This is a genomic window from Bradyrhizobium stylosanthis, assembly GCF_001641335.1.
Lineage (GTDB): Bacteria > Pseudomonadota > Alphaproteobacteria > Rhizobiales > Xanthobacteraceae > Bradyrhizobium > Bradyrhizobium stylosanthis.
The window spans coordinates 120,094-145,932 of the sequence record NZ_LVEM01000007.1; the positions used below are offsets into that span (position 1 = coordinate 120,094).

General features: G+C 63.9%; 18 protein-coding genes. 5 read left to right on the plus strand and 13 right to left on the minus strand.

What is annotated here, in order from left to right; translation table 11 throughout:
• Window positions 1-74: 74 nt before the first annotated feature.
• From A7X65_RS37420 to A7X65_RS37450, 7 genes are all read right to left on the minus strand, one after another.
• Window positions 75-1,877: an adenine deaminase C-terminal domain-containing protein gene (locus A7X65_RS37420; RefSeq protein WP_063694418.1), complete on the minus strand. Its 1,803-nt coding sequence runs from the start codon at window positions 1,875-1,877 to the stop codon at window positions 75-77.
• 84 nt (window positions 1,878-1,961) lie between these two features.
• Window positions 1,962-2,765 (minus strand): NYN domain-containing protein, encoded by an 804-nt coding sequence (locus tag A7X65_RS37425; RefSeq protein ID WP_063694419.1) that lies wholly within the window; start codon window positions 2,763-2,765, stop codon window positions 1,962-1,964.
• Window positions 2,766-2,816: 51 nt separating this feature from the next.
• Window positions 2,817-4,286, minus strand: coding sequence for a tripartite tricarboxylate transporter permease (locus tag A7X65_RS37430; RefSeq protein WP_186467519.1), 1,470 nt, complete (start codon window positions 4,284-4,286; stop codon window positions 2,817-2,819).
• 29 nt (window positions 4,287-4,315) lie between these two features.
• Window positions 4,316-4,798 (minus strand): tripartite tricarboxylate transporter TctB family protein, encoded by a 483-nt coding sequence (locus A7X65_RS37435; protein WP_063694420.1) that lies wholly within the window; start codon window positions 4,796-4,798, stop codon window positions 4,316-4,318.
• On the minus strand, window positions 4,795-5,763 hold the full coding sequence (locus tag A7X65_RS37440; protein WP_063694421.1) for a Bug family tripartite tricarboxylate transporter substrate binding protein: 969 nt from the start codon (window positions 5,761-5,763) through the stop codon (window positions 4,795-4,797). Before A7X65_RS37440 ends, A7X65_RS37435 begins: the two co-directional genes overlap by 4 nt.
• Before the next feature lie 111 nt (window positions 5,764-5,874).
• Entirely contained in the window at window positions 5,875-6,717 is an 843-nt protein-coding gene (locus tag A7X65_RS37445; RefSeq protein ID WP_063694422.1) for an IclR family transcriptional regulator, read from the minus strand.
• A gap of 174 nt (window positions 6,718-6,891) precedes the next feature.
• Window positions 6,892-9,021, minus strand: a complete 2,130-nt coding sequence (locus A7X65_RS37450; protein ID WP_063694423.1) for an acetate--CoA ligase family protein — start codon at window positions 9,019-9,021, stop codon at window positions 6,892-6,894.
• 348 nt (window positions 9,022-9,369) lie between these two features.
• Between A7X65_RS37450 and A7X65_RS37455 the strand changes: the two genes are divergently transcribed.
• The 4 genes from A7X65_RS37455 to A7X65_RS37470 all read left to right on the plus strand — a co-directional run bounded on the left by A7X65_RS37455 (window position 9,370) and on the right by A7X65_RS37470 (window position 14,858).
• The gene (locus A7X65_RS37455; RefSeq protein WP_166819518.1) at window positions 9,370-10,065 is read left to right on the plus strand and encodes a GntR family transcriptional regulator; all 696 of its coding nucleotides are present in this window, start codon (window positions 9,370-9,372) and stop codon (window positions 10,063-10,065) included.
• Between the two features lie 61 nt (window positions 10,066-10,126).
• The gene (oxc, locus tag A7X65_RS37460) at window positions 10,127-11,860 is read left to right on the plus strand and encodes an oxalyl-CoA decarboxylase (protein ID WP_063694424.1); all 1,734 of its coding nucleotides are present in this window, start codon (window positions 10,127-10,129) and stop codon (window positions 11,858-11,860) included.
• Between the two features lie 63 nt (window positions 11,861-11,923).
• Window positions 11,924-13,201, plus strand: coding sequence for a formyl-CoA transferase (gene frc / locus A7X65_RS37465; protein WP_063694425.1), 1,278 nt, complete (start codon window positions 11,924-11,926; stop codon window positions 13,199-13,201).
• Window positions 13,202-13,580: 379 nt separating this feature from the next.
• Window positions 13,581-14,858: an MFS transporter gene (locus A7X65_RS37470; protein ID WP_063694426.1), complete on the plus strand. Its 1,278-nt coding sequence runs from the start codon at window positions 13,581-13,583 to the stop codon at window positions 14,856-14,858.
• A 40-nt stretch (window positions 14,859-14,898) separates the two neighbouring features.
• On the opposite strand, the gene A7X65_RS37475 is transcribed toward A7X65_RS37470, so the two are convergent.
• The 3 genes from A7X65_RS37475 to A7X65_RS37485 form a co-directional block, all read right to left on the minus strand.
• Window positions 14,899-17,310 carry a cytochrome c3 family protein gene (locus A7X65_RS37475; protein WP_063694427.1) on the minus strand — a complete coding sequence of 804 codons (2,412 nt, stop codon included), beginning with the start codon at window positions 17,308-17,310 and terminating at the stop codon, window positions 14,899-14,901.
• Window positions 17,311-17,348: 38 nt separating this feature from the next.
• The gene (locus tag A7X65_RS37480) at window positions 17,349-17,792 is read right to left on the minus strand and encodes a DUF2721 domain-containing protein (protein ID WP_063694428.1); all 444 of its coding nucleotides are present in this window, start codon (window positions 17,790-17,792) and stop codon (window positions 17,349-17,351) included.
• Between the two features lie 119 nt (window positions 17,793-17,911).
• On the minus strand, window positions 17,912-20,593 hold the full coding sequence (locus tag A7X65_RS37485; protein WP_063694429.1) for an arylsulfatase: 2,682 nt from the start codon (window positions 20,591-20,593) through the stop codon (window positions 17,912-17,914).
• Between the two features lie 364 nt (window positions 20,594-20,957).
• Here A7X65_RS37485 and A7X65_RS37490 point away from each other — a divergent pair, with 364 nt between their 5' ends.
• Window positions 20,958-22,004 carry a SphA family protein gene (locus A7X65_RS37490; protein WP_063694430.1) on the plus strand — a complete coding sequence of 349 codons (1,047 nt, stop codon included), beginning with the start codon at window positions 20,958-20,960 and terminating at the stop codon, window positions 22,002-22,004.
• Window positions 22,005-22,357: 353 nt separating this feature from the next.
• Here A7X65_RS37490 and A7X65_RS37500 read toward each other — a convergent pair whose 3' ends face one another.
• The 3 genes from A7X65_RS37500 to A7X65_RS37510 all read right to left on the minus strand — a co-directional run bounded on the left by A7X65_RS37500 (window position 22,358) and on the right by A7X65_RS37510 (window position 25,655).
• On the minus strand, window positions 22,358-22,741 hold the full coding sequence (locus A7X65_RS37500) for a tautomerase family protein (protein WP_063694432.1): 384 nt from the start codon (window positions 22,739-22,741) through the stop codon (window positions 22,358-22,360).
• Window positions 22,742-22,852: 111 nt separating this feature from the next.
• The gene (locus A7X65_RS37505) at window positions 22,853-23,824 is read right to left on the minus strand and encodes a phytanoyl-CoA dioxygenase family protein (RefSeq protein ID WP_063694433.1); all 972 of its coding nucleotides are present in this window, start codon (window positions 23,822-23,824) and stop codon (window positions 22,853-22,855) included.
• A 184-nt stretch (window positions 23,825-24,008) separates the two neighbouring features.
• Window positions 24,009-25,655, minus strand: a complete 1,647-nt coding sequence (locus A7X65_RS37510) for a long-chain-fatty-acid--CoA ligase (protein ID WP_063694434.1) — start codon at window positions 25,653-25,655, stop codon at window positions 24,009-24,011.
• Window positions 25,656-25,839: the final 184 nt, after the last annotated feature.

Here is a 25,839-nt window from a genome sequence, read left to right on the forward strand (position 1 = left end):
TTTCCACGATGCGGCAGCCGCGGAAAAATCGTGGCTAGCTCAATCGGTTAGATTGCAAAATGCGTGAAAGGAAATCACTCGAACAGCGGCGCCAGCTCCATCTGCGGGACCAGCACGAGGCCCTTGTCGGTGATGCGAATTTCCGGAATGACCGATAGGGGAATCAAATTGAAGCCCATGTAGGGGATGGTGCAGCCCGCCTCGGCCCATTCCTTCTTCAGCACCTTGACCTCTTCGGCCACTTCCGTGACGCGCTTATCGGACAGGAGGCCCGCGATCGGCAGCGGAACCAGCGCCCTCACCTTGCCGTCGGCCACGACGCAGACGCCGCCCTGTTTTTCCCTAATCGCCGCGATTGCCACCTGCATATCAGCTTCGTTGGCGCCGGCGACGATGATGTTGTGGCTGTCGTGCCCGACGCTGGAGGCGACCGCGCCGCGCTTCAGACCGAAATCCCTAAGCAGGCCATAGGCGACGTTGCCGGCCGACTTGCCGTGGCGCTCGACCACGGTGACGAAGCACAGGCCGTAGCGCGCGAACAGCGAAGGCCAATCTTTTGCGGGCTCGATCGCAACCTTGTCATGGATCAGCGTGATGCCGGGCAGCGCCGTCTTGATCGCGTTGACGGTGCAGGCCTTCGCCGGAAGCTCCGGCGTCAGTTTGAGCTTCTCCGGCAGCTTGACCGTCGCATAAGCCGCCTTCGGGTATTGATAGCGCTGCGACAGCGCCTGATCTAGGCGCGGCGTGATCTTGCCGTGCTCGACCACAAGCTCACCGCCATACCATGTGCATTGCGGCTTGAGCTGGTCGTCCATCAGCACGAGGTCGGCGCGGCGGCCGCCGCCGAGACCGCCAATGTCGCCATCCATGCCGAAGCGCGTCGCGCCATGCAGCGAGCCCATCGACCAGGCCTGCTCCGGCGACATGCCCGCCTTCACGGCTTCGCGCACCACCCAGTCGAGGCCGAACAACAGCAGATCGTCGGCGTCGCGGTCGTCGGTGCAGACCGCCGTGCGCTTGTGCGAGGCGCCGAGCTCGGTGACCGTCCGGATCGCCTGCGGCAGCGAATGCCAGGGCGTGGTCGGCGGACCGCCGCGCAAAAACACCCAGACGCCGGCGTCGAGCAGATCGTCGGCGATGTCGCGGTCGATCGCCTCGTGGGTGTCGGTGACCCCGCTTGCCGCATAGGCCGCGACGAATTCGCGGCCATAGACATGACCGGACACCGGACGCCCGCGCTTCAGCGCAGCCGCGAGGATCGCATGGCTGCGCTCGTCGCCCATCGTGACCGGGACAAAGTCCATCTTCTCGCCGAGCGCCACGGCCTCCGGCCAGCGGTCGAACAGGCCGGCGATCTTGTCCGGCGTGAGGTCGCCGCCCGCCGTCTCCAATGCCGCCGATGTTGCCGGCACAGTGCTCGGCACCGTCAGGAAGATCGAGAGCGGCGCCTCGCGTGCGTCCTCCAGCATCGCCTCGACGCCGGCGACGTCCATGACGTTGCCGATCTCGTGGCTGTCGCAGAAGATCGTGGTGGTGCCGTTGAGCAGCGCGGCCTCGGCATAGGCACAGGCCGTCACCATCGAGGATTCGATGTGGATGTGGGGATCGACGAGGCCGGGCGCGACGATGCCTCCGGCGGCGTCATAGAGCGGCACGTCGCTCCACGCCTTCTTCACTGTACCGGCGGGCTTCACCGCCGCGATGCGGCCGCCGGTGATCCAGACCTCCCGTCCCGGATGGATACGCTCCGAATAGGTCGAGAGCACCCGTGCGCCCGTGACGACGAGATCGGGTGCGACGCGGGCCGAGGCGACGTCGGCGAGGCGCCGCGTCATGCTGTGCAGCGGCGCGACGGAGAAACGGGTGAGCTTGGTCATGGGAACCTCGCTTGGCGTTGCGGCCGAACGATAGTTACGCCCTGCGCCAAACCGGGCAAACTCAAATATAACGGCACGCCCTGCTTACGCCTTAGGCGCCGAGCCGCCCGCCGCCCTCGACCTTGGACGTCTGCGCGACTTCTGTGCAGTCGGCGGCGGCGGCGCGGCAGCGGCCTTCACCCTGATCCGCACCGATCGCCCGTTTGTCTCGTCGATCTCGAACGCATTCGTCTTTCGGACGAGGTCGCTCAGCTTGCGGAAACCGAACGTTCTCGGATCGAAATCGGAAGCCAGGTTGGCGAGCCGCTGCCCGAGTTCACGAAGCGAGACCCAACCGTCCTCGCTTTCCATCTGGGTGATAACCTTCTTGATGATCGGCGTGGCCGCATCGGGCGGCTGAAGCGGCGCAGACTTCGAGGTGGCATCCTGGGTGGTCGCGGTGCCCGCAAGCAGGTTCTCGGTATAGACGAACCTGCGGCAGGCCTGCCTGAAGCTTTCCGGCGTCTTCTGCTCGCCGAACCCAAAGACATCGACACCCTGCTCCCGGATACGGGCGGCGAGACGGGTAAAGTCGCTATCGGACGACACCAGGCAAAAGCCATCGAACCGGCCGCTGTGAAGCAGGTCCATGGCGTCGATGACCAGAGTTATGTCCGATGCATTCTTTCCCGTCGTGTAGGCGAACTGCTGTTGCGGGATGATCGCATGCTTCGACAGGATATCAGCCCACCCCCTTGATCGCGCGTTGGAGAAATCGCCGTAGATGCGACGCACGCTGGCCTCGCCGATCTTGGCAATCTCCTCGAACAGTCCATCCGCGATTTTGGCGGACGCATTATCCGCGTCGATCAGGACGGCGAGACGAGGCGAGCGAAGTTCCGACGGCATGGGATTCCCCTCATGGTGGGCGCCCATTAGACGGCAAGTATGTCGGAACGGCTAGTCCTCGTTCGCCTTGAACCGGCCCAGCCCCTTCAGCACGAAGGGCGCCAGCAGCGCGATCAGCGCGACACCGAGCAGCGTTGCCGAGATCGGGCTTTGCAGCAGCGTCATGGGATCGCCAAGGCTGATCGCGAGCGCACGGCGCAACTGGCTCTCGGCGATCGGGCCGAGGATCAGGCCGACCACGACGGGCGCAATCGGGAAATCGAACCGGCGCATCAGGAAGCCGAGCACGCCGAAACCGGCCAGCATCGACAATTCAACCACCGACGGCTTTGCCGCGATGGTGCCCATGGTCGCGAACACCAGGATGCCGGCATAGAGCCACGGCTGCGGGATCGCGAGCAGGCGTACCCACAGCCCGACCAGCGGCAGGTTGAGCACCAGCAGCATGCAATTGGCGATGAACAAGCTCGCAATCAGGCCCCAGACCAAGTCAGGCCGCTCGGCGAACAGCAGCGGCCCAGGGTTGAGCCCGTATTGTTGGAAGCCCGCCAGCATCATCGCGGCGGTCGCCGAAGTCGGCAGTCCCAGCGTCAGCAGCGGCACCAGCGTGCCGGCGGCGGACGCGTTGTTGGCGGCCTCGGGTCCGGCGACGCCTTCGATCGCGCCCTTGCCGAACTCCTCCGGGTGCTTCGTCAGCCGCTTCTCGGTCGAATAGGACAGGAAGGTCGGGATCTCCGCACCGCCCGCGGGCAGCGCACCGATCGGGAAGCCGAACATCGTGCCGCGCAGCCACGGCTTCCACGACCGCTTCCAGTCTTCCTTCGTCATCCACAGCGAGCCACGAACCGGCTCCAGCTTCTCCTCGGTGTGGTGGCGGCGCGATGCGACGTAGAGCGCCTCGCCGACTGCAAACAGGCCGACCGCAAGTGTCGTCACCTCGACGCCGTCGAGCAGCTCGGGGACGCCGAACGCAAGCCGCGCCTGTCCCGTCAGCTTGTCGATGCCGACGAGGCCCAGCGTCAGACCGATGAACAGGCTGGTGAGGCCGCGGATCGGAGAATCGCCGAAGGTCGCCGACACCGTGACGAAGGCGACGCACATCAGCGCGAAATAGTCCTCGGGGCCGAAGCGCACGGCGAAATCGACCAGCCAGGGCGCGAGGAAGGCAAGACCGATGGTGGCGATGGTGCCGGCGACGAAAGAGCCGATCGCCGATGTCGCCAGCGCCGGCCCGCCGCGGCCGGCCTTGGCCATCTTGTTGCCTTCGAGCGCGGTCGCCATCGAGGCGCTCTCGCCGGGCGTGTTGATCAGGATCGCCGTGGTCGAGCCGCCATACATGCCGCCATAATAGATGCCGGCGAACATGATGAGCGAGCCGCCGGGATCGAGCTTGTAGGTCACCGGCAGCAGCAGCGCGACCGTCAGCGCCGGGCCGATGCCGGGCAGCACGCCCACGGCCGTGCCCAGGAATACGCCGATCAGCGCATAGAGCAGGTTCATCGGCTGGACGGCGACCGCCATGCCATGCGCCAGGGCGGCAAAGGTGTCGATCACAGCAGTCGCTCCAGGGGGCCGGCCGGAAGGCTCAGCGTCAGCAGGCGGTCAAAGGCGAGATAGATGAGGGTTGACATCACCAGGGCAATGATGGTGTCGACGAGGACGGCGCGACGGCCGAAGGCTGCCGACGTCGTCACGAACAGCGCCGACGTCGCCAGAATGAAGCCGCCGCCGAAGCCGATGATGGCGATCAGCAGCGCAAGGCCAACGAGGATCAGAACCACCGGCACAGGATCGGCGCTCTCGCGCGCCGGCAGATTACCGCGTATCGCATCGATGAAATTGCCGATCGCGAGCAACGCAAGGCCGGTGGCGACCACGACGGGCATCGCCTCCGGCCCCATGCCGTACATCGCGGTGGATTGCAGCCCACGCGAGTCCCAGACCAGCACCGCGGCGAGCGCAGCGAGCAATGCGGCGATGACGATGCCGGCGCGATCGACGCGCCGCGGCTGGGCGGGATCGCCTGAGCTCATGACTTGACGAGGCCGACCGATTTCAGCACGTCGGTGACGCGCACGGTTTCCTTCTTCAGGAAGTCCGCAAAGGCGTCGCCGCCGAGATAGGCATCCTCCCAGCCCTTCTGCTTGAGGATCTCCTTCCAGGCGTCGGACTTCACCATCTTCTCGACCGCGTCGCTCAGGGTCTTCTTCTGCTCCGGCGTGATGCCGGGAGGCGCGACCACCGAGCGCCAGTTGGCGATCACGAGGTCGATGCCCTGTTCCTTGAAAGTCGGGATGTCGCTGCCGGCGATGCGCTTCTCCGAGGTCACGCCGATCGCGCGAAGCTTGCCGGACTTGATCTGGCCTTCATATTCGCTCAGCCCCGAAATGCCCGCGGTGACCTTGCCGCCGAGGATCGCGGCGAGCGACTCGCCGCCGCCGGAGAACGGGATGTAGTTGATCTTCTTGGCGTCGGCGCCGACGGCACCGGCGAACAGCGCGGCCATCACATGATCGACGCCACCGGCCGAGCCGCCGGCGAAGGTCACCTTGGCGATGTCGGCCTTGACCGCGGCGGCGAGATCCTGCGCGGTCTTGATCGGCGAATTCGCGGGCACCACGATCACCTGGATTTCCTCGGTGAGGCGCGCGATCGGCGTCACCTGCTCCAGCGTCACCGGCGACTTGTTCATGGCGAGCGCGCCGACCATGACGAAGCCGTTGACCATCATCTGGTTGCCGTCGCCCTTGGCGCCGTTGACGAACTGCGCAATGCCGACGCTGCCGCCGGCACCGGGAACGTTGGTGACCTGCACGCTGCGCGCGACGCCAGAAGCGACCAGCGCCTGCTGCATCGAACGCGCGGTCTGGTCCCAGCCACCACCCGGTGCGGCCGGCGCCATCAGCTTGAGCTCGAGCTGCTGGGCAAAGGCAGGCGTCGCTGCCGCAAGGGTCAGCGCGACGGCTGCGCCGGCAAGGCGCGCGGGAAACTGAAACATGGGGGCATTCTCCAGGCTCGTGCGGACGTGTTGATCGTTTGCCGCATTGTGTCGTTTGGTCGCATATCAGCCAAAACGGCTGATGCTGTCCAGCGACAGGCCTGGTTCCCGTCAGGCGGGTGTGGGCATCGTCCCGCCGAGCGCCAATGTCAGCTCACCCGCGACTTCGCGCACGATTTGCCCGATTTCCGGCAGCCTGTCGTCGGTGAGACGGCTGGTCATGCCGGAGACCGAGATCGCTGCCAGCGGCTCGGCGCAGTCGTTATACACGACTGCGGCAATACAGCGCAGGCCCATGCAAGCTTCTTCGTCGTCGATCGCAAAGCCCTGCTTGCGGATCTTTCCGAGCTCCTTGAACAGGTCGCTCGGCCGCACGATCGACTTTTCGGTCAGGCGCGGCATGCCGTGATGGCGGATCACGGCGCCGACCTCCTCGTCCGAATAGGTCGCGAGCACCGCCTTGCCGACGCCCGACGTCACCATGGCGACGCGGCCGCCGACCTGGGTCAGCGAGCGCATGATCTCGCGGCTCTCCATCCGGGTCAGCACGATGATGTATTCGTCGTCCACCACGGCGAGATTGGCGGTCTCGCGGGTCAGATCGCGCAGCTTGCGCAAGTAAGGAATCGCCTGCGTGGAGAAATTGCGCCGCCGCGCGAAGCTCGCGCCGACCGTGAAGCTGCGGACGCCGACATGCCATTTGGATTCGGCGCGGTCGAACTGCACGAAACGCCGGCTTTCCAGCGTCGCCAGCAGGCGGTGCACGGTGGACGCTGACAGACCTGTACGGACGGCGAGATCGCTGAGGCGGTAACCTTCGTCGTCTTCAGCGAGCGTTTCGAGAATCGACAGCGCGCGGTCGACGGATTGCACGCCGCCGTCGCGCGCGTCGTGGTCAGCCTCCGATGGCGATCGGGGCTCGAGCGATTTGCGCCGGATCACGTTCTTGCTCATCGCGACCTGCCGCTTTGGAGGTTCGTCATTCCGGGATGGTCCGAAGGACCAGACCCGGAATCTCGAGGTTCTCAAGTGCGCAATTCCGCACCGTAGTTCGATGCTTCGCATCGCCCCGGAACGACGTACCTGAAAAAGTGCCGCTCCAGACTATGCCGGAGCGGCTTCTTCGGCTCAGAGCAGCCCTGCCCCGCGCGCCCACTTGTACTTGGCGCCGAGCACCTCGACCGGAAGCTCGGTCGAGTACGCGTAGGCCGGGATGCCGTTCTGGTAGAGATATTCGGCGGCTTCCTCGACCTCGACGTCGCCGGCCAGTGACGCCACGATCGGCTTCACAAAACCCTTGGCCTCCATCTCCTTCTTCACCTCGACCATGTTGCGGGCGAACACCATCGGCGGCGTGACGATGGTGTGCCAGTAGCCGAGGATCAGCGAGTGGATGCGCTCGTCCGACAGGCCGAGCTTCACCGTGTTGACGTAGGTGATCGGCGGCTCGCCGCCGGTGATATCCACAGGATTTCCGGCCGCACCGAACGGCGGGATGAACTTGCGGAAGGCCGCGTCGAGATCCGGCGGCATCGACATCAGCGACAGGCCGTTGTCGACGCAGGAGTCCGACAGCAGCACGCCCGAGCCGCCCGCACCGGTGATGATCAGCACGTTCTCACCCTTCGGCGTCGGCAGCACCGGCACGCCACGGGCAAACTCGAGCAGCTGACGCAGGCTGCGGGCGCGGATCACGCCCGATTGCGCCAGCACGTCCTCGTAGATCTTGTCGTTACCGGCGAGCGCGCCGGTGTGCGACGAGGCCGCCTTCGCGCCGGCCGAAGTGCGGCCAGCCTTGAGCACGACGACCGGCTTCTTCTTGGAGACGCGCTTCGCGGCTTCCGCGAAGGCGCGGCCGTCCTTGAGGTCTTCGCAGTGCTGCGCGATCAGGTTGGTGTTCGGATCCTGCTCGAAGAAGGCGAGCAGATCGTCCTCGTCGATGTCGGACTTGTTGCCGAGGCCGACGATCGCCGACACGCCCATCTTGGCCGAACGCGAGAAGCCGATGATGGCCATGCCGATGCCGCCCGACTGCGACGACAGCGCCGCGTGGCCCTTGACGTCGTAAGCCGTGCAGAAGGTCGCGCAGAGATTGGCGGGCGTGTAGTAGAAGCCGTAGATGTTCGGCCCCATCAGGCGGATGTCATACTTCTTGCCGACCTCGACGATCTCGGCCTGCAGCTCCGGCGCGCCGGCTTCGGCAAAGCCCGACGGAATCAGCACCGCGCCGGGGATCTTCTTCTCGCCGCATTCGGTCAGCGCTGCCGCGACGAACTTGGCGGGGATCGCGAACACCGCGGTGTCGATCACACCAGGCACGTCCTTGACGCTCTTGTAGGCCTTGTAGCCGAGGATCTCGGCGGCCTTGGGATGGATCGGGTAGATGTCGCCCTTGTAGCCGCCGTTGATGAGATTCTTCATCACGGAGTTGCCGATCTTGCCGTCCTCCGCGGAGGCGCCGACCACAGCGACCGCCTTCGGCTGCATGATGCGGCTCATGGCCGCCACGATCTCTTCGGTCGGGCGCGGCTTGGGCTTCGGCTTGTAGGCGAAGTCGACGACGATGCGCACGTCCGCGGCAATCGCGCTCTTTGCGGTGGCGAAGACAGGGTTGAGGTCGAGCTCGACGATCTCAGGGAAATCGGTAACGAGCTGCGAGACCTTGACGATGACGTCGGCGAGCGCCGTACGGTTCACCGGCTCGCCGCCGCGAACGCCCTTCAGGATCTCATGCGCCTGGATGCCGTCGAGCATCGAGAGCGCGTCTTCCTTGGTCGCGGGCGCGAGGCGGAAGGTGATGTCCTTGAGCACTTCGACCAGCACGCCGCCGAGGCCGAAGGCCACCAGCTTGCCGAACGAGCCGTCGGTGATCGAGCCGACGATGACCTCGGTGCCGCCGGCCAGCATCTGCTGCACCTGGACGCCCTCGATCTTGGCATCGGACTTATATTTCTTGGCATTGCCGAGGATGGTCTCGTAGGCCTTTTCGGCGTCTTCGGCCGTCTTGAGGCCAACGATGACGCCGCCGGCTTCGGTCTTGTGGAGAATGTCCGGCGAGACGATCTTCATCACCACCGGGAAGCCCATCGAAGAGGCCATCTTGCCGGCCTCGCCCGCCGACTTGGCCACGCCCTCCTTCGGCACCGGGATGCCGTAGGCGTCGCAGACCAGCTTGCCCTCCGGGGCCGTCAGGCTGGTGCGATTATCCGACTTGACCTGGTCAAGCACCTTGCGGACGGCATCTTTGGAATTGGACATATGGCTTCTCCCTTGACCTGAGTTCGTTCTTTTCAAAGCGCGCGCGTGTTGCGGCTGCCCGTGATGCTTGCCATTCGCCGCGCTCTGTTCCATGCGGCGGAACGGAGTGGCATAAGGACCAGAATACTCCGCCGGCTTGGATCAAAAATGGCTGGCGATGGCATTTGGTATGCCAGAAGCCAACTTGTCAAGCTCAGGCATGCCTTAGAACGCCGCAAAAAATGGGCAGCTTGACATTCTGGCATGTGGTATGCCAAAAACTTTCCCGTTAATAATCCTGTAAAAGACGACTCCCACTGGAGGAGATTCGTCGTGTCACTGCGGAAACCAACCAAGGCGTTGCCGAACATGGCCGAGGCAGATATCGCAATCGTTCGTATTGCCCCGGAGAGTAGCTTCAAGAACAAGGCGTATGACGCCTTGAAGGAAGCCATCCTCAAGATGGACATCTATTCGACGCCCGAGCCGGTGATGCTCGACGAGCGCGCGTTGTCCGAACGTCTGGGTGTCAGCCGCACACCGATCCGCGAAGCCATCGCGATGCTCGAGCAGGATGGTTTCGTGAAGACCGTGCCGCGCCGCGGCATCATGGTGGTGCGCAGAACCAAGAGCGAGATCGTCGACATGATCCGCGCCTGGGCGGCGCTGGAGAGCATGGCCGCGCGCCTGATCACCACCACCGCGCGCAAGAAGGACATCACGGCGCTGCGCGACTACTTCAAGGATTTCGGCAAGGACCGCCTGCCCGAGGATCACGTCGAGGAATATTCGCGCGCCAACATCGCCTTCCACCAGGCGCTGATCTCGCTGTCGGAATCCCCCGTTCTGGTCGATCTCACCAACGACCTCCTGCTGCACGTGCGCGGCTATCGCCAGCTGACCATTGGACGCAAGGACCGCACCGCGACCTCGCTGCCCGAGCATCTCGGCATGATCGAAGCACTGGAAGCACGCGACACCGAGCTCGCCGAGAAACGCGCCCGCGACCACACCCTCGGCCTTGCTGCTTACGTCGAAGCGCATGGCCAGGAACTCTTCACCTAGCAACGTTCACCAGAAGGGCGAAAAACTCGCCCCACTACTTGAGACCAGGGAGACAAGGCCCATGCTGAATACCGCGACCAAGTCCGAGGCACCGGGCACCGAGCAGGAACTGACGGATGGCTTCCATCTCGTCATCGACGCGCTCAAGCTGAACGGCATCAACACCATCTATAATGTGCCGGGCATCCCGATCACGGATCTGGGCCGCATGGCGCAGGCCGCCGGTATTCGCGTGATCTCCTTCCGTCACGAGCAGAACGCCGGCTACGCCGCAGGCATCGCCGGCTACCTCACCAAGAAGCCCGGCGTCTGTCTCACGGTGTCGGCGCCCGGCTTCCTCAACGGTCTGACGGCCCTCGCCCACGCCACCACCAACTGCTACCCGATGATCCTCGTGTCCGGCTCCTCGGAGCGCGAGATCGTCGACCTCCAGCAGGGCGACTACGAGGAAATGGACCAGCTCGCGATTGCAAAGCCGCTGTGCAAGGCGGCCTATCGCGTGCTGCACGCCCAGGACATCGGCATCGGCTTCGCCCGCGCCATCCGCGCTGCGGTCTCGGGCCGTCCGGGCGGCGTCTATCTCGACCTGCCGGCCAAGCTGTTCGGCCAGGTGATGAACGCCGAGGCCGGCCAGAAGTCGCTGGTCAAGGTGATTGATGCTGCCCCCGCGCAGCTCCCCTCGCCCGCTTCGATCAAGCGCGCGCTCGACGTGCTCAAGGGCGCCAAGCGTCCGCTCATCATCCTCGGCAAGGGCGCGGCTTACGCGCAGGCCGATGAGGAGATCAAGAATTTCGTCGAGAAGAGCGGCGTGCCGTTCCTGCCGATGAGCATGGCCAAGGGCCTCCTGCCCGATACCCATCCGCAATGCGCAGGTGCTGCCCGCTCGACCGTGCTGAAGGACTCCGACGTCGTTATGCTGATCGGTGCGCGGCTGAACTGGCTGCTCTCGCACGGCAAGGGCAAGAGCTGGGGCGAAGCGCCCAAGCAGTTCATCCAGGTCGACATCGAGCCTAAGGAAATGGACTCCAACGTCGAGATCGTCGCGCCCGTGGTCGGCGACATCGGCTCGGTCGTTTCCGCCTTCAACCAGGCGATGGGCTCGAGCTGGACCGCCCCGCCCTCCGACTGGACCAAGGCGATCTCGACCAAGCGCGAAGAGAACGTCGCCAAGATGGCGCCGAAGCTCATGAACAACAAGTCGCCGATGGACTATCACGGCGCGCTCGGCGTGCTGAAGAACGTCATCAGGGAGTATCCGGAAGCGATCCTCGTCAACGAGGGCGCCAACACGCTCGACCTCGCCCGCGGCGTCATCGACATGTACCGCCCGCGCAAGCGTCTCGACGTCGGCACCTGGGGCGTGATGGGCATCGGCATGGGCCAGGCCATCGCGGCCGCGCTCGAGACCGGTCACCCCGTGCTCGCGGTGGAAGGCGACTCGGCATTCGGCTTCTCCGGCATGGAGGTCGAGACCATCTGCCGCTACAACCTTCCGATCTGCGTCGTCATCTTCAACAATGACGGCATCTATCGCGGCACCGACGTCAACAGCGCCAACGACGATCCGGCAACGACCGTGTTCGTCAAGGGCGCGCGCTACGATAAGATGATGGAAGCCTTCGGCGGCGTCGGCATCAACGCGACATCGCCCGACGAGCTCAAGCGCGCCGTCAACGACGCCATGAAGTCCGGTAAGCCGACGCTCATCAACGCGGTGATCGATCCGGCCGCGGGCTCGGAGAGCGGCCGCATCGGCAACCTCAATCCGCAGAGCGTTCTGCAGAAGAAGAAGTAAGTCCACCCTCAACCCTTAATCCCTGCGGTTGGCGGGGGCAGACACAGAGTACGGAGCAACACGATGACCAAAGCGCTCGAGGGCGTTCGCATTCTCGACTTCACCCACGTCCAGTCCGGACCGACCTGCACGCAGCTGCTGGCCTGGTTCGGCGCCGACGTGATCAAGGTGGAACGCCCGGGCGTGGGTGACATCACCCGCGGCCAGCTGCAGGACATCCCGAACGTGGACAGCCTGTATTTCACCATGCTCAACCACAACAAGCGCTCGATCACGCTCGACACCAAGAACCCCAAGGGCAAGGAAGTCCTCACCGAGCTGATCAAGAAGTGCGACGTGCTGGTGGAAAACTTCGGCCCCGGCGTGCTCGACCGCATGGGCTTCCCCTGGGAGAAGATCCAGGCGATCAACCCGAAGATGATCGTCGCCTCGATCAAGGGTTTTGGCCCCGGCCCCTACGAAGACTGCAAGGTCTATGAGAACGTCGCGCAGTGCACCGGCGGCGCCGCCTCCACCACCGGCTTCCGCGACGGCCTGCCGCTCGTCACCGGCGCGCAGATCGGCGATTCCGGCACCGGCCTGCACCTGGCACTCGGCATCGTCACCGCACTCTACCAGCGCACGCATTCGGGCAAGGGCCAGCGCGTCACCGCTGCGATGCAGGACGGCGTGCTCAACCTCGCCCGCGTCAAGCTGCGCGACCAGCAGCGCCTCGCCCACGGCCCGCTCAAGGAATACAGCCAGTTCGGCGAAGGCATTCCGTTCGGCGATGCCGTGCCGCGCGCCGGCAACGACTCGGGCGGCGGCCAGCCCGGCCGCATCCTGAAGTGCAAGGGCTGGGAGACCGATCCCAACGCCTACATCTACTTCATCACCCAGGCCCCGGTCTGGGAGAAGATCTGCGACGTGATCGGCGAGCCCACCTGGAAGACCGATCCGAACTATTCCAAGCCGGCCGTCCGCCTGCCGCGCCTCAACGAGATCTTCGCCCGCATCGAGCAGTGGACGATGACCAAGACCAAGTTCGAGGCGATGGAGATCCTCAACAAGGACGACATCCCCTGCGGTCCGATCCTGTCCATGAAGGAGATCGCCGAGGACCAGTCGCTGCGCGCGACCGGCACCGTCGTCGAGGTCGATCACCCCACCCGCGGCAAGTACATCTCGGTCGGCAACCCGATCAAGCTGTCGGACAGCGCGAGCGAGGTCACCCGCTCCCCGCTGCTCGGCGAGCACACCGACGAGATCCTGCGCGCGGTGCTCGGCTTCTCGGACCATCAGGTCGCCGAGATCCACAAGTCCGGCGCGCTCGACCCGCCGCAGAAGCAGGCCGCCGAGTAAGCGAGCCGCATCGAACGACACCAAGGGCCGCCCGAAGGGGCGGCCCTTTTTGCTTGTGACGACGTGCAGTCAGGGGCTCAAACCAAAAGTTCGAAAACAACCCCATGCACAGTAGCCGTCTCCTTGAAATCAAAGGACATTTCTGATTTAGCGAAAACCGCTTTGACCCGTCGGGCAAAACAGGGGTAATGTGCCAGCATCCGGACGAACGAATGTCCGGCCCGGCGACGCCATTCGAACCATCGCCGGCGTCAGCGACCTTTTTGACTTCGGGGCAATGCCCCCTGCAGTGCATAAAATTCGCATTGAGCGGAAGGCGGCGGCTCCGGCCCGGCCTCTGGCATTTTCAGAGAATTCATTTTCAAAAGGGAATTTGGCCATGCTTGCTGAATTCGTCGCACGACATGCCGCAGCTCGAAACATCCACTACGGCTGGATCATGGCTGCACTGGGATTTCTCTACTCGCTGTTTGCGAGCTCGTCCCTCGGCGTGCCCAGTGTCCTGATGCGGGAGATCGCGGCGGACGCCCATGTCAGCATGGCAGAATTGTCTGCCTCGCAAGGATTGCGCTTCGCGCTGTTCGGACTGGTGGCGCCGTTCGCCGGCGGCTTGATGCTTCGCTACGGTCCGCGAATGATGCTGGCGATCGCCGGGACGATGGCGCTGACGGGACTGCTGCTGACGGTCGGCATGACGAACCGGTACGAGATGTGGCTCGGCCTCGGTTTCATTCTCGGCATCGCGCCGGGGCTCACCGCGCTGCAGCTCGCCGCGGTGATCTCGGTGCGCTGGTTCACCACCCACCGGGGACTGGTGGTCGGCCTCCTGAACGGATCGATTGCCACGGGCACCCTGATCTTCATGCCGCTGGGCGCCTGGATCGCCGAACATTGGGGCTGGCGCGTCGCGCTGCTTCCGTCCGGGCTCGGTCTTCTGCTGTCGCTCGTCCTCTTCCTGTTGCTCGGGAAGAACCGCCCGCAGGAATTGGGCCTGGCGCCGCTGGGAGAGACGACGATGCCGCCGATCCCTGCCGTGCCAAAGCAGAACTTTGCCGAGATCAGCTTCCGGGGCCCGCGCCTGGCCTCCACCCGCCTCGTGTTCTGGGTGCTGGCGCTGACGTTCCTGATCTGCGGCGTCTCCAGCTACGGACTGACATCGACCCACTTCGTGCCGTTCTGCGGCGATCTCGGCTTGCCCGCCGTGACATCGGCAGGCCTGCTCGCCATGATCGGGGTGTTCGATCTGATCGGAACGATCGGATCCGGATGGCTCTCCGACCGCTACGACAACCGATGGCTGCTGGCGATCTATTACGGCTTTCGCGGTCTGGCTCTCATCTGGCTCGTGGAGTCCAACGCGACGCTGGGCGCGATGAGCGCATTTGCAATGCTCTACGGTCTCGATTTCATCGCAACGGTTCCGCCCACCGTGAAGCTGACGGTGGGCACGTTCGGGCCGGAGATGGGACCGGTGGTGTTCGGCTGGATCTTTGCCGCCCATCAGCTCGGCGTCGGCCTGATGGCCTTTGCCGCGGGCGTCAGCAGGGATGCGCTGGGGACTTACGTCCCGGCGTTCCTGCTCGCCGGGATCCTCTGCCTGGTCGCCGCAGCAGCCTTCGGGCTGGTGAAACGTCCGGCGGTTCCGGCTCCTGCATAACGCGTCTTTTCTAGCCGGGCTGGAGATCGTCGCCGCAGTTCTACTGCTTGAGCTGTTTGATCAAGTCTTCGATCTGGCGGTTACCGGGCGTCAGGCGCGAAAGCCGCTCGGCATAGACCAGCGCAGAGGCGGTATCGCCTGTCTCGCGGCTCAGTGCAAACGCCTCGGACAACACATCGCGGTCATTGGGGTGCAGTTGCAGGCTGTTTCTCAGGACGGCAAGAGCATCATCGCGGCGGCCCGCGGAATGCAGCCCCACGGCATAGACGTAAGCGTAGCGCGCCTGGCTGGGGTCCAGCGACGCAGCCTGCCTCAGCTCATCAAGTGCCGGCGCGTTGCGCTTCAGGCGAACAAGCGCCAAACCAAGTGCGTGGTGCAAGGATGCATCTCGTGGCGATGTCGCAAGAGCCGCGCGCAAGACCCGCTCGCCGTCACTGTCGCGTCCGAGTTGCCGGTACAGGTCAGACAGGTTGATGGAAGCCACTGAAAACGACGCATCCAGCCGCAGGGCCGCCTGGTATTCGGCTTCGGCCTCGCCAATCCTCCCCTGCCGTGCCAGGAAGTTGGCGAGCGCCGTTCGCGCACCCGGACGATCCGCGTTCAATGTCTGCGCCGCCACGAACTCAGCCGAGGCGTGCGCGAACTTGTCGCGGTCGGCTGCGGGCTGGCCTGGGACTGGAACGAATGCAAGAAGCTCGGCGGCGCGGATGCGTACGCCACGCACCTGATCGGTCAGTTGCGCCGATGCGAGCGCCCAGAGCTGGTCGGTCGGCAGGCCTTCCAGCGCATCGAGCGCGCCCAGCCTGACGAGCGGATCGGAGTCCGACAGGCCGCGGCGGATCAGATTGAGATCGGGTGCGGGAAGCGTGGCCAGCGCGCTGGCCCGCACGATACCGGGAGCATCACCGGAGCCGGCGACGGCCGCAAGCAGAGTCTGCGCATCGACGGCTTCGCTCCATGCGGTATGGAACGCAGGCGCATAGGCTTGATAGCCGTGCCGCACGGGGCCGAACCATGCTTCGATCTGCTGGGCCGCCCAGGCGGCGGTCTTGTCGCGATGACAGTCGTTGCATGCATTCGGCGTGCCCGTGCTCTCGGAGAGATCGGGCCGGGGGATCCGAAAGCCGTGGTCATGGCGGCGGTCGACGACCATGTATCGGCGCTCCGGCATGTGGCAGGACGGGCAGCCTGGCGGCGACGTCACATCGGCATGGTGCCGGTGCGCGGCCGATTCATACTTCGCAGGCGCATGGCACTGCGCGCAGACGCCATCCCCGGGCGCCTTCAGGGCCGCACTGTGCGGCTCGTGGCAGTCGCTGCAGGTCACGCCCCTGGCAAACATCTTGCTCTGCTTGAATGGGGCGTAGTTATAGGTCTCCTCGTCGTCCCGCATCTGACCGTCGGCGTAGAAGCGCTGTTGATCGAGCAGCGAGACACGATGGGTGTCCGAGAGCGGTCGTCCGGGCGTCCAGTCTTCCGAAAGCTGGCCACGCCGCGCGTGGCAGCGGCCGCAGGTCTCGACTTCCTTGCGCAGAACCGGCGGCTCCGCACTACGCTTCGGCGTCAACGTCCCGGTCCCGGTCAACCAGGTGATGCCTGTGCGCTCGTCGAACCTCACGAGCAAGCCACGGTCCGGGCCGCGCGATGCGGCCTTCTGGCGGGCCCATCCGACATGGCGCGCCCCTGCGCCGTGACAGCCCTCGCAACCGACGCTGATCTCGGTAAAGGTCGTGGCGAACCGGTCCTTGCCCGCATCATAGTTCTTGTGCACGCCGGTGGAGTGGCACTCGGCGCACATGAAATTCCAGTTCTGGCTCAGTTTCGTCCAGTGCAGGGGATCTTTGCTGGTGACGGCTTCGTTCGCATAGAGGTGAAACCAGCGTTGACCGCCCTGGTCCTTCGGGCGCGTATCCCAGGCGATGGACAGGGCCTGAACGCGGCCATCGGGGAATTCGATCAGATATTGCTGCAGCGGATCGATACCGAAAGTGTACTTGACCTCGAACGTCGCAAGCTTGCCGTCCGGACCGTCGGTCTCGACCAGGAATTTCTTTCCCTCTCGGAAGAGCCGCGAGCGCGTGCCGGCATGCTCAAATGTCGCATCGTTGAAATCGCCCCGCACGGACTGGTCCGTCGCGTGGTCCATGGCGCGCCGGTGCTGCGAGCTCCGCCAGAGCTTCGCCTCCGCCTGATGGCATCCGCTGCAAGTCTCGCTACCGACGTAACCCGACTCAGCGGTCCGATGCGGCTCGACCGCGATCCCAGACCGCGCAAACCAGTAGAGCCCGCCCCCCATCATGAGAAGCAGCAGCAGGCCGGCGCCGATCGCCAGTCGAGAGACGCTCTTGCGGGGGACGAGGTGGGGCTGTTGCGGCGCGTCAAGGGGCGGCTCCGGCCGCACATTGGCGCGTGTCTTCTGGCGCTTGCGGTTCTTTCCGGAGCCCTTTGCCACGTCCGTCTGCCGATCCGAGCGTCTTCTATCGGTCTGGGTTACACGCGCAGATCGTTTTCGTGAAGCGCAATTCGCGTTTCGCGGGCCAGGTCGACGAGAGAAACGCAGAACATCAGAAGCGCTGCCATGAACCGGATCGCAACGCCATACTCATGGGCCAGATGCAGCAGCGCGCTGATGAAGGCAACGATGATGATGAGCGCGGTCATGATCGCAGCGACGATTGCGCAGAACAGCGATCTGTTCAGAAGCGCTGCTCGCCGGCGCAGCCGGGGCAGATCGGCCTTGAGGAACGACTTCGTGGCGTCGCTCTCCGGGATGCCGTGAATGAACAGGGATCTGTCGATCACGCGATTGATCCGGGAAATCAGCACCGAGATGAATGCGGCGACGGCGCCGAGCAGGAACGCCGGAGCCGCCACATTGGCGATGATGCGGCCGAGCTGGTCGATCGACGGCGTTACTGGCAGCAGATCAGTCATATTGGGTATCAATCCCTCCAGTCGTGGCACGTCTGATTCCGGCCGGCGGGAAGCCGATTGCTTCCCACCGATCTCCTCCGGTCACCATTCGAACGATCGCGCCATCTTCTGCGCCGGCATCACCGCTGAACGCATTGCTGGACGAACTTGATGCGGTCCACCATGCCGAGCCCCTGCGCCTCGGCCTGCTTGCGGCAGCCCTCGCGCTTGTCGATCCGCAACTGGATCTTGTCGACGAGGCTGAGGCCGACGGTACCGACTTGCGGTTCGGCCGAAGCCGTCTTTGCATCCTCCGCCGACGGACCGTCCCCGGCCGCGCGCGCAGCGTCCTGCAGCCGCTTGACGTCCTCCGGGCTCAGCTTCGGCCGATCGATATCCAGCGTGACTCGGTTGATCGTGCCGGTGAAGGCGAACGGCGTCTGATAGTCGTTGTCGTCGACCGATGTGCCCGTGTCGGAGCCGATGTCGAACGCCTCGTCCCACTGGAGGATGAGGGGAAGCGTATGCTCCATCTTCTCCGTGGCGACCACGTTGCCGTCGACCTTCAGCGTGCCGGTGCCGCCCTGCCCGATGCCGCTATAGTTTCCGAACAGCATCGTGGCGGCGCCGAGGCCGTCATACTTGAAGTCGAACTCGATCACGTGCTTGCCTGGCGTCAGTTCCGGCCCCTCCCAGCGGACGCGCTTGAGGTCGACGAGATTCCAGGTGAAAACCGGCTTGTTCTTCAGGACATAGAGGCCATAGCCGGCGAAGCGGCCGCCCTGCGTCACCAGCACGCCCTCAGCGCCGCCTTGCGGAATGTCCACATCGGCCTTGAAGGTGTAGGACGAGTTGAGCAGGCTCGGCGCATCGCCATTGGGCGTGCCGGTCATCGGCCGCGTCCAGGAAAAGCTCGTTCGCCCGGCGCTCAGACTTGGCCGCGGCGTGATGAGCCGGGTTGCCACCGACGAGTCGAGCGGCAGCACCTGATACTTTTCCGCCTCCTTCAAGAACAGCGCCTGCAGCTCCTTCAACTTGTCCGGATACTTGGCTGCGACGTCCTCGGCCTGCGTCCAGTCATTGCGCAGGTCATAAAGCTCCCAGGAATAGTCCTGCGGGCCGGGCAGTTTCGCAATCGTCACCCACGGTGGGCGCAGCACCTTGGTGCTTGCGATCCAGCCGTCATTGTAGATGGCCCGGTCGGCAAACATCTCGAAATACTGCGTGGTGTGCGTCGATGGAGCGTTGGCGCTCTTCTGGTCGAACGTGTACATCATGCTGACACCCTCGATCGGGCTCTGCTTGATGCCGTCGACGAAGTCCGGCTGCTTGATCCGAGCCGCCTCCAGAATGGTCGGCACGACGTCGATCACGTGGTGGAACTGGGTGCGGATGCCTCCCTTGTCCTTGATCACCTCCGGCCAGGAGATCGCCATGCCCTGGCGCGTGCCGCCGAAATGGGAGACGATCTGCTTGGTCCAGGAGAACGGCGTGTCGAATGCCCAGGCCCAGCCGATCGACATGTGGCCATAGGTGCGATCGGTACCCCAGACGTCGTAGAAGTATTTGAGCTGATCCTCGACCGACGGGTTGATCTGGTTGAACATGGCGACTTCATTCGGGGTGCCGTTCGGCTGCCCTTCCGCGCTCGTCCCGTTGTCGCCCTCGATGTAGATGATCAACGTGTTGTCGAGCTTGCCCATGTCCTGGATGGACTGGATCACCCGGCCGATCTCGTTGTCGGCGTAGGCCGCAAATGCGGCGAAGACTTCGGCCTGGCGGATGAACAGCTTCTTCTCGTCCGCCGAGAGCTGATCCCACTCCTTGATCAGATCCTTCGGCCATGGCGTCAGTTTCGCGTTCTGCGGAATGACGCCGAGCCGCTTCTGGTTCTCGAAGATCGTGTCGCGCAGCTTGTTCCAGCCCTGGTCGAACAGATGCATGTCGCTGATCTTCTTCACCCACTCTGGCGTCGGGTGATGCGGAGCGTGGGTTGCGCCGGGAGCAAATTTCACGAAGAACGGCGTGTCCGGCGACAGTGCGTTCATCCGGTTCACATAATCGATCGCCTCATCCGCCATGGCGGTCACCAGATTCCAGTCGGACTTTCCCTGGAACGGATAGATCGGCGTAGTGTTGCGGACGAGATTGCCGGGTTGCCACTGATTGGTGTCGCCACCCATGAAGCCGTAGAAATATTCGAAGCCCATGCCGGTCGGCCACTGGTCGAAGGGACCTGCCTGGCTCGACTGATATTCGGGCGTATTGTGGTTCTTTCCGAACCAGGCCGTGCGGTAGCCGTTGTCGGTCAGAATGCGACCGATCGTGGCCTTGTCCTTGGGAATGATACTGTCATAGCCGGGATAGCCGGTTGCCTGCTCGGCAACCACGCCATAACCGACCGAGTGATGGTTACGTCCGGTGATCAGCGCGGCACGGGTCGGCGAGCACAGCGCGGTCGAATGGAAATTGGTGTAGCGCAGCCCATTCTGCGCGATACGATCCAGCGCAGGGGTCGGGATCACGCCGCCGAACGTGCTCGGCACGCCATAGCCGGCATCGTCAGTGATGATCAGCAGGACATTCGGCGCGCCCTTGGGCGGCACCACGCGCGCCGGCCAGTACGGCTTTGAATCTTTGGCATCGCGCTCGATCTTCCCGCCGAACTTCTGTGGCGGCGGCGGAAGCTGGTCGCCGGGAATGGTAATCGTCGCCGCAGGCGACCCGGGTGGGGGTGTGGCCGGCTGCGCTTGCTGCGCATGCACGGGCGCTGATATCGCCGACGTCAAAACCAGTCCGGCAAAAATCGTGCGAAAATTCATTGCGAGCCCTCCCGAAAGATGGCGCAAAACGCGCGAAGACCGCCATTAGGGAAAGCTTCGCCATGCGAAGCGTTGATGCAGATCAACCCATGCCAGGCGCCATTCGTCCCAAGCACCGATCGCGGGCAACGCGCGAAGGTATTCAGTTCTAGCGCGGAAGCACTACTCCACGTTATCCCGAATATGATGAATACCGGAAAGGTGGTACGATACTGCTATTGTCGCCATTTTATTACACACGTATGCCAATTTTTCCCGCATATAACAACGACTATGGTCCGGGGCAGCATGCCGGTTGTATCGTCCGCATCATAATCCAGCTCAATGTGAGCAAGGCTCGTGGTCCGGGAGGATTGCCATGAGAATGACGAGAGCGTTTGTTGCGATTGCTTTGCTGGCTGCGGCGTCGGCACCGACCATTGCCGCGGCAGACGAGACCGGCATCAGCTTCTGGCTTCCGGGTACATTCGGCAGTCTTGCCGCTACACCTCAGCAGCCCGGCTGGTCGGCCGCTGCGATCTACTATCATACATCGGTGTCCGCGGGCGGCGACGTGGCGCGTTCACGCGAAATCCAGATCGGCCGCTTTCCCGCGAATTTGACGGCGACGGTCAACGCCAACGTCAACGCCCATGTCGATCTGGGCCTGTTGAACGCGACCTATGTTTTCGCAACGCCGGTGCTTGGCGGCCAGGCCTCGGCCAGCCTGATCGGAATCTACGGCGCCAATACCACCTCGCTCAACGGATCGCTCACGGGCACTCTGACAACGCCCTTGGGGCCGCTTCCTTTTTCACGCTTCGATTCCATCAGCGACTCCGTCACCGGCTTCGGCGATCTGATCCCGCAATTCGCGCTGCGCTGGAATGCCGGCGTCAACAACTACATGACTTACGTCACGGGCGACATTCCGGTCGGCGCCTACCAGTCCGGGCGACTCGCCAATATCGGGATCGGGCACGGCGCGATCGACGCCGGCGGCGGCTACACCTATTTCAATCCGCAGACCGGACGTGAATTCTCCGGCGTGCTCGGCTTCACCTACAATTTCGAGAATCCGGACACGAAATATCAAAGCGGCGTCGACATGCACTTCGATTGGGGCGCATCGCAATTCCTGACCAAGCAGGTCCAGGTCGGTTTGGTCGGCTACGTCTACAAACAGCTCGGCTGCGACAGCGGCTCCGGGGACCGCGTCGGCTGCTTCCGCTCGCAGGTGGCTAGTATCGGTCCTCAGATCGGATTCATTTTTCCGGTCGGCGACATGCAAGGCTATCTCAACTTCAAGGGCTACGGCGAATTTGCCGCAGAAAACCGACCCGCGGGCTGGAACGCCTGGGTGACATTTGCCGTCTCGCCGGCCGCGCCGCCCCCGGCAGTGACGCCGACGAAGCACGTGATCACGAAGTAGCGCGTCACCGACGAGATCCTGCGCTCCGTCAGTGATCGCTCGGCTGCCCGCGGAAGTATTGAGCCACTGCCGCGTTGAACGCGCGATGGAACGCCGCCCGGTCGAACCCTGCGGGCACGTCCGTGCAGATGCGAGGGACGGCCGCCGCGAGCTCTGCCGAGCAAGGCGCGAGGAACGCAAAGTGGCCGGCCGGAACGACGTGACGCAGCCTTCGCTCTCGTGAAACGTCCGGCGGCTCCGGCATAACGAGGCTCTCCTGGCGCCCTACCCGGGCGCCAGCGCCAGCGACAAAACCCCAGCGGAACTGTGGCTTCAACCGATTGTCTCTCAACCGGTCTTCGCTTCGGGCCCCTTCACGTCGCGTATTGCGCAATGCCGTGTCCGAACGACCAGTTTTCCTTCGCGGTCTCCACGAGGTTGATCACGATATCGTCCGGACGCCCGTCCAGCTGCTTCTGATATTCGTCGACGATACGCTTGTAGAAAGCCTTCTTCATCTCGGTCGAGCGGCCGGCATTCAGCGTGATCTGGATGAAGACGACATCCTCGCTGTAGCGATTGCCCAGATAGCTTTCGGCATGGTTGAGGTCCTCGCGGTCATGCTCCGTGATGACCTGGAATTTGTCGTCCTGCGGTACGTTGATCAACGCGGTCATGGCGGCATAGACGATCTCGCCCAGCGTCTTGCGGTATTCCTTAGATTTGCCTCTGCGAAGATCGATGCGGACAAATGGCATGCGTTGTGCTCCTCGTGTAATGGGGATGATCCGGACAAGCCTCGAGCGCACTTAAAGGAGCAGATAGCGACAGACGCCGAGACTTCCAATCAAGCTGCGGTGAAGACCCGGCTAGGACCGTGCCGATGGCACCATCCGGGCCAGCAAAGGCACGTTCGCATGCCACAGCATGCACGCGCGCGCCCGGTCGGTCTGCCCGGCCGCGAGTTCGGCAAGCTGCTCGCGCGAGAAGACATGCCGCTCGCAGAAGAAAGGTCGAAGCGGCGAGCGCGAGAAGAAGTTGTAGAACAGCGCGCAACGATCGCGCGTCAGCGCCGGGCGTCCGCGATGATAGCGGCTGGCCACATCCGCGAAGATCACGGTCCCGGCCTTGCCGGTGCAGGTCGTGACATCGTCGCGCTCCAGCCTCCCGCCCAGCCTCTGCTCCAGCATTTCCTGCGTCAGGACTGGAAAATTGGCACCGTCGAGCGTCTCGCTGCCCGGAAAGGAACGATGCAGGATTTCGAGCGGGCCGCCGCCTTCGTCGACATCGTGCAAATAGACGATCACCTTGACCATCCGCCGGTCCTCGAGATCGCGATGCCATCTGCGCGCTGCGACCTGTCTGCCGTCGGCCACAGTGTAGAAGAAATTCAGCGTGTCGTAGGCCGCGGGCAAGCCGAGATAGGTCTCGACGATGTCGAGGATGCGGTCATTGAGGGACCAGCGGACGATCTGCGGGTGGCGCATCATATCCCCGGCATCGACCTGCACCGTATAGTCGCCGGCAAACTCCCCGTCCTTCGCGCGCAGGGAATAGGCATCCGCGACATCGGTCGCGGCGCTCCACAGCGCATGGGTGCCGGGCAGGTTCAACTCCGCAAGCGAGGTGATGTGGACGCCGCACGTTTCGAGCCCGGCGACGATGCTCATGTCGAGCGGCGGGAGTCTGGGCAGGTGCGGCCTGTGGGCCGCCCGCGCCTTGTCATAGGCCTTGTTCAACTGTCGGCTGATCGCGGGCATTCCGAGGAGCCGCGAGGCCGTCTCGGCTGGAAGGCTGCGGAGCCGGCGCAGGGCCCGGTAACGCAGCGTCGTCTGCTTCATATCGCAAGTCTCTCCAGCGACAGTCCGCCGCGAGACGCGGCAGGCCATCGCTATTCGCCGAGTCGAGCGGAAATCCGGCCGGAGTATTTCGAAGTGTATATCGAGCTTGTATGCTTGTGATTTGCACGCACGCTGAGCAGCAGCGGGCAGATTCCTTGCTGCGAGACGTCAGGCCTTCGTGGCTTCAAGCCAGGCCCGTTCTCGCCAACGCGACGCTCGGGAGCGCATGATCCCCATACAGCTCCCGCAGCTTCGTTTTCAGAAGCTTGCCGGTCGCGCCATGCGGAAGCTCTTCCACGAACAGGACGTCGTCGGGCATCCACCATTTCGCAATCTTGCCCTCATAGAAGGCCAGCAGCTCGGCCGCGGTCAGGCCCGATCCCTTGCGCCTCACCGCGATCACGAGCGGCCGCTCGTCCCATTTGGGATGGGGAACGCCGATCACGGCGGCCTCGACGATCTCCGGGTGCGCCATTGCGAGGTTCTCGAGCTCGATGGAGGAGATCCATTCGCCGCCGGACTTGATGACGTCTTTCGAGCGGTCGGTGATCTGCATGTAGCCTTCTTCGTCGATTGTCGCGACATCGCCGGTGAAGAACCACCCGTCGGCGCGCTCGCTCTCGGGCATCTTGTAGTAGGATCGGGCGATCCACGGACCGCGGATCACGAGATCTCCAAAGGCCTTGCCGTCGTGCGGAAGCTCGTTGTTGTCGCCGTCGCGAATGCCGATCTCGACGCCGAACACCGCCCTCCCCTGCTTGACTTGCCGGTTCCGGCGTTGCTCGCTCGACAGCGACCTGTGTCTGGGCAAGACCTTCGATATCGTTGCGACCGGGCTGGTTTCCGTCATGCCCCAGACGTGCAGGACCTCGACGCCAAGGTCGTCCTGGAGCGTCTGCATCAGCGAGCGCGGGCACGCCGTGCCGCCGATCAGGACGCGATTGAGCGTGGTGGGCCGCACGCCGGCGCTTTGCAGATACTGAACATAGCCGAGCCAGACGGTCGGCACGCCGTTCGCGAAAGTGACCCCGTGGTCCTCGAAGATCCGGTGCAGGCTCTCGCCGTCGACCTTCTGGCCCGGCATCACGAGCTTCGCGCCCATCGCGGGCGCGCAATAGGGCATGCCCCAGGACATCGCATGGAACATCGGCGAGACGAACGCCACGGTGTCGTTCAGCGAGATGCGGCATGCGTCCGGCAGGGCGGCGGCGAAGGAATGCAGCACCGCGCTGCGATGGGCGTAGAGCACGCCCTTGGGATTTCCCGTCGTTCCCGACGTGTAGCAAAGGCCGCATGCGGTGTTTTCATCGAGCTGCGGCCAGTCGATGGATTGAGCCTGCCCCGCCAGCATGTCCTCGTAGGTGGGGAAGTCACCCGCTCCGGCCGCCCGGGCCTCGCCGGCGTCGGCAAGACAGATCCAGCGCTCGACGCTCGGGCATTTCGGCATCAGCATCTTGACCAGCTCGATGAAACCGAGGTCGAAGAACACAAGCCGATCTTCGGCATGGTTGATGATGTAGACGATCTGTTCGACGAACAGTCGGGGATTGACCGTATGGCACACGGCGCCAATTCCGGAGATGCCGTAATAGAGCTCCAGATGGCGATATCCGTTCATGGCCAGCGTGGCGAGGCGGTCGCCCGGCTTGATGCCGGCGGAGTTCAGCGCATTCGCGAGTTGCGAGCTGCGCCGCATCAGGCCAGCATAATTGGTGATATGGTCCGGCCTGTCGGGAACGCGGGAGACGATCTCGACATCGGGAAAGGAGCGCGCTGCGTGCGACAGGATCGACGACAACAGCAGCGGGGTCTGCATCATTAAGCCGAGCATCGCTGAATATCCCTGAATGAAAACCGAAATGCGCAATCGGAAACAACGGGCATTGCGAAGGCTGGAAGAAACGCTTGCTGGAAAAAATGCCAGAAGAAATGCTTGGAAATTTCTTGCTTTTGGCTTGGGCTGCCAGGGGAGGTATTGAATCCTCCCGTCGTCGCTCGCGGCCATTCGAGGTTAA

Excerpts from the sequence above, each read along its gene's own strand:
- A7X65_RS37420 (WP_063694418.1), bottom strand. The coding sequence starts at position 1,877 with ATGACCAAGCTCACCCGTTTCTCCGTCGCGCCGCTGCACAGCATGACG.
- A7X65_RS37425 (WP_063694419.1), bottom strand. The coding sequence starts at position 2,765 with ATGCCGTCGGAACTTCGCTCGCCTCGTCTCGCCGTCCTGATCGACGCG.
- A7X65_RS37430 (WP_186467519.1), bottom strand. The coding sequence starts at position 4,286 with ATGGCGGTCGCCGTCCAGCCGATGAACCTGCTCTATGCGCTGATCGGC.
- A7X65_RS37435 (WP_063694420.1), bottom strand. The coding sequence starts at position 4,798 with ATGAGCTCAGGCGATCCCGCCCAGCCGCGGCGCGTCGATCGCGCCGGC.
- A7X65_RS37440 (WP_063694421.1), bottom strand. The coding sequence starts at position 5,763 with ATGTTTCAGTTTCCCGCGCGCCTTGCCGGCGCAGCCGTCGCGCTGACC.
- A7X65_RS37445 (WP_063694422.1), bottom strand. The coding sequence starts at position 6,717 with ATGAGCAAGAACGTGATCCGGCGCAAATCGCTCGAGCCCCGATCGCCA.
- A7X65_RS37450 (WP_063694423.1), bottom strand. The coding sequence starts at position 9,021 with ATGTCCAATTCCAAAGATGCCGTCCGCAAGGTGCTTGACCAGGTCAAG.
- A7X65_RS37455 (WP_166819518.1), top strand. The coding sequence starts at position 9,370 with ATGGCCGAGGCAGATATCGCAATCGTTCGTATTGCCCCGGAGAGTAGC.
- oxc (WP_063694424.1), top strand. The coding sequence starts at position 10,127 with ATGCTGAATACCGCGACCAAGTCCGAGGCACCGGGCACCGAGCAGGAA.
- frc (WP_063694425.1), top strand. The coding sequence starts at position 11,924 with ATGACCAAAGCGCTCGAGGGCGTTCGCATTCTCGACTTCACCCACGTC.
- A7X65_RS37470 (WP_063694426.1), top strand. The coding sequence starts at position 13,581 with ATGCTTGCTGAATTCGTCGCACGACATGCCGCAGCTCGAAACATCCAC.
- A7X65_RS37480 (WP_063694428.1), bottom strand. The coding sequence starts at position 17,792 with ATGACTGATCTGCTGCCAGTAACGCCGTCGATCGACCAGCTCGGCCGC.
- A7X65_RS37485 (WP_063694429.1), bottom strand. The coding sequence starts at position 20,593 with ATGAATTTTCGCACGATTTTTGCCGGACTGGTTTTGACGTCGGCGATA.
- A7X65_RS37490 (WP_063694430.1), top strand. The coding sequence starts at position 20,958 with ATGACGAGAGCGTTTGTTGCGATTGCTTTGCTGGCTGCGGCGTCGGCA.
- A7X65_RS37500 (WP_063694432.1), bottom strand. The coding sequence starts at position 22,741 with ATGCCATTTGTCCGCATCGATCTTCGCAGAGGCAAATCTAAGGAATAC.
- A7X65_RS37505 (WP_063694433.1), bottom strand. The coding sequence starts at position 23,824 with ATGAAGCAGACGACGCTGCGTTACCGGGCCCTGCGCCGGCTCCGCAGC.
- A7X65_RS37510 (WP_063694434.1), bottom strand. The coding sequence starts at position 25,655 with ATGCTCGGCTTAATGATGCAGACCCCGCTGCTGTTGTCGTCGATCCTG.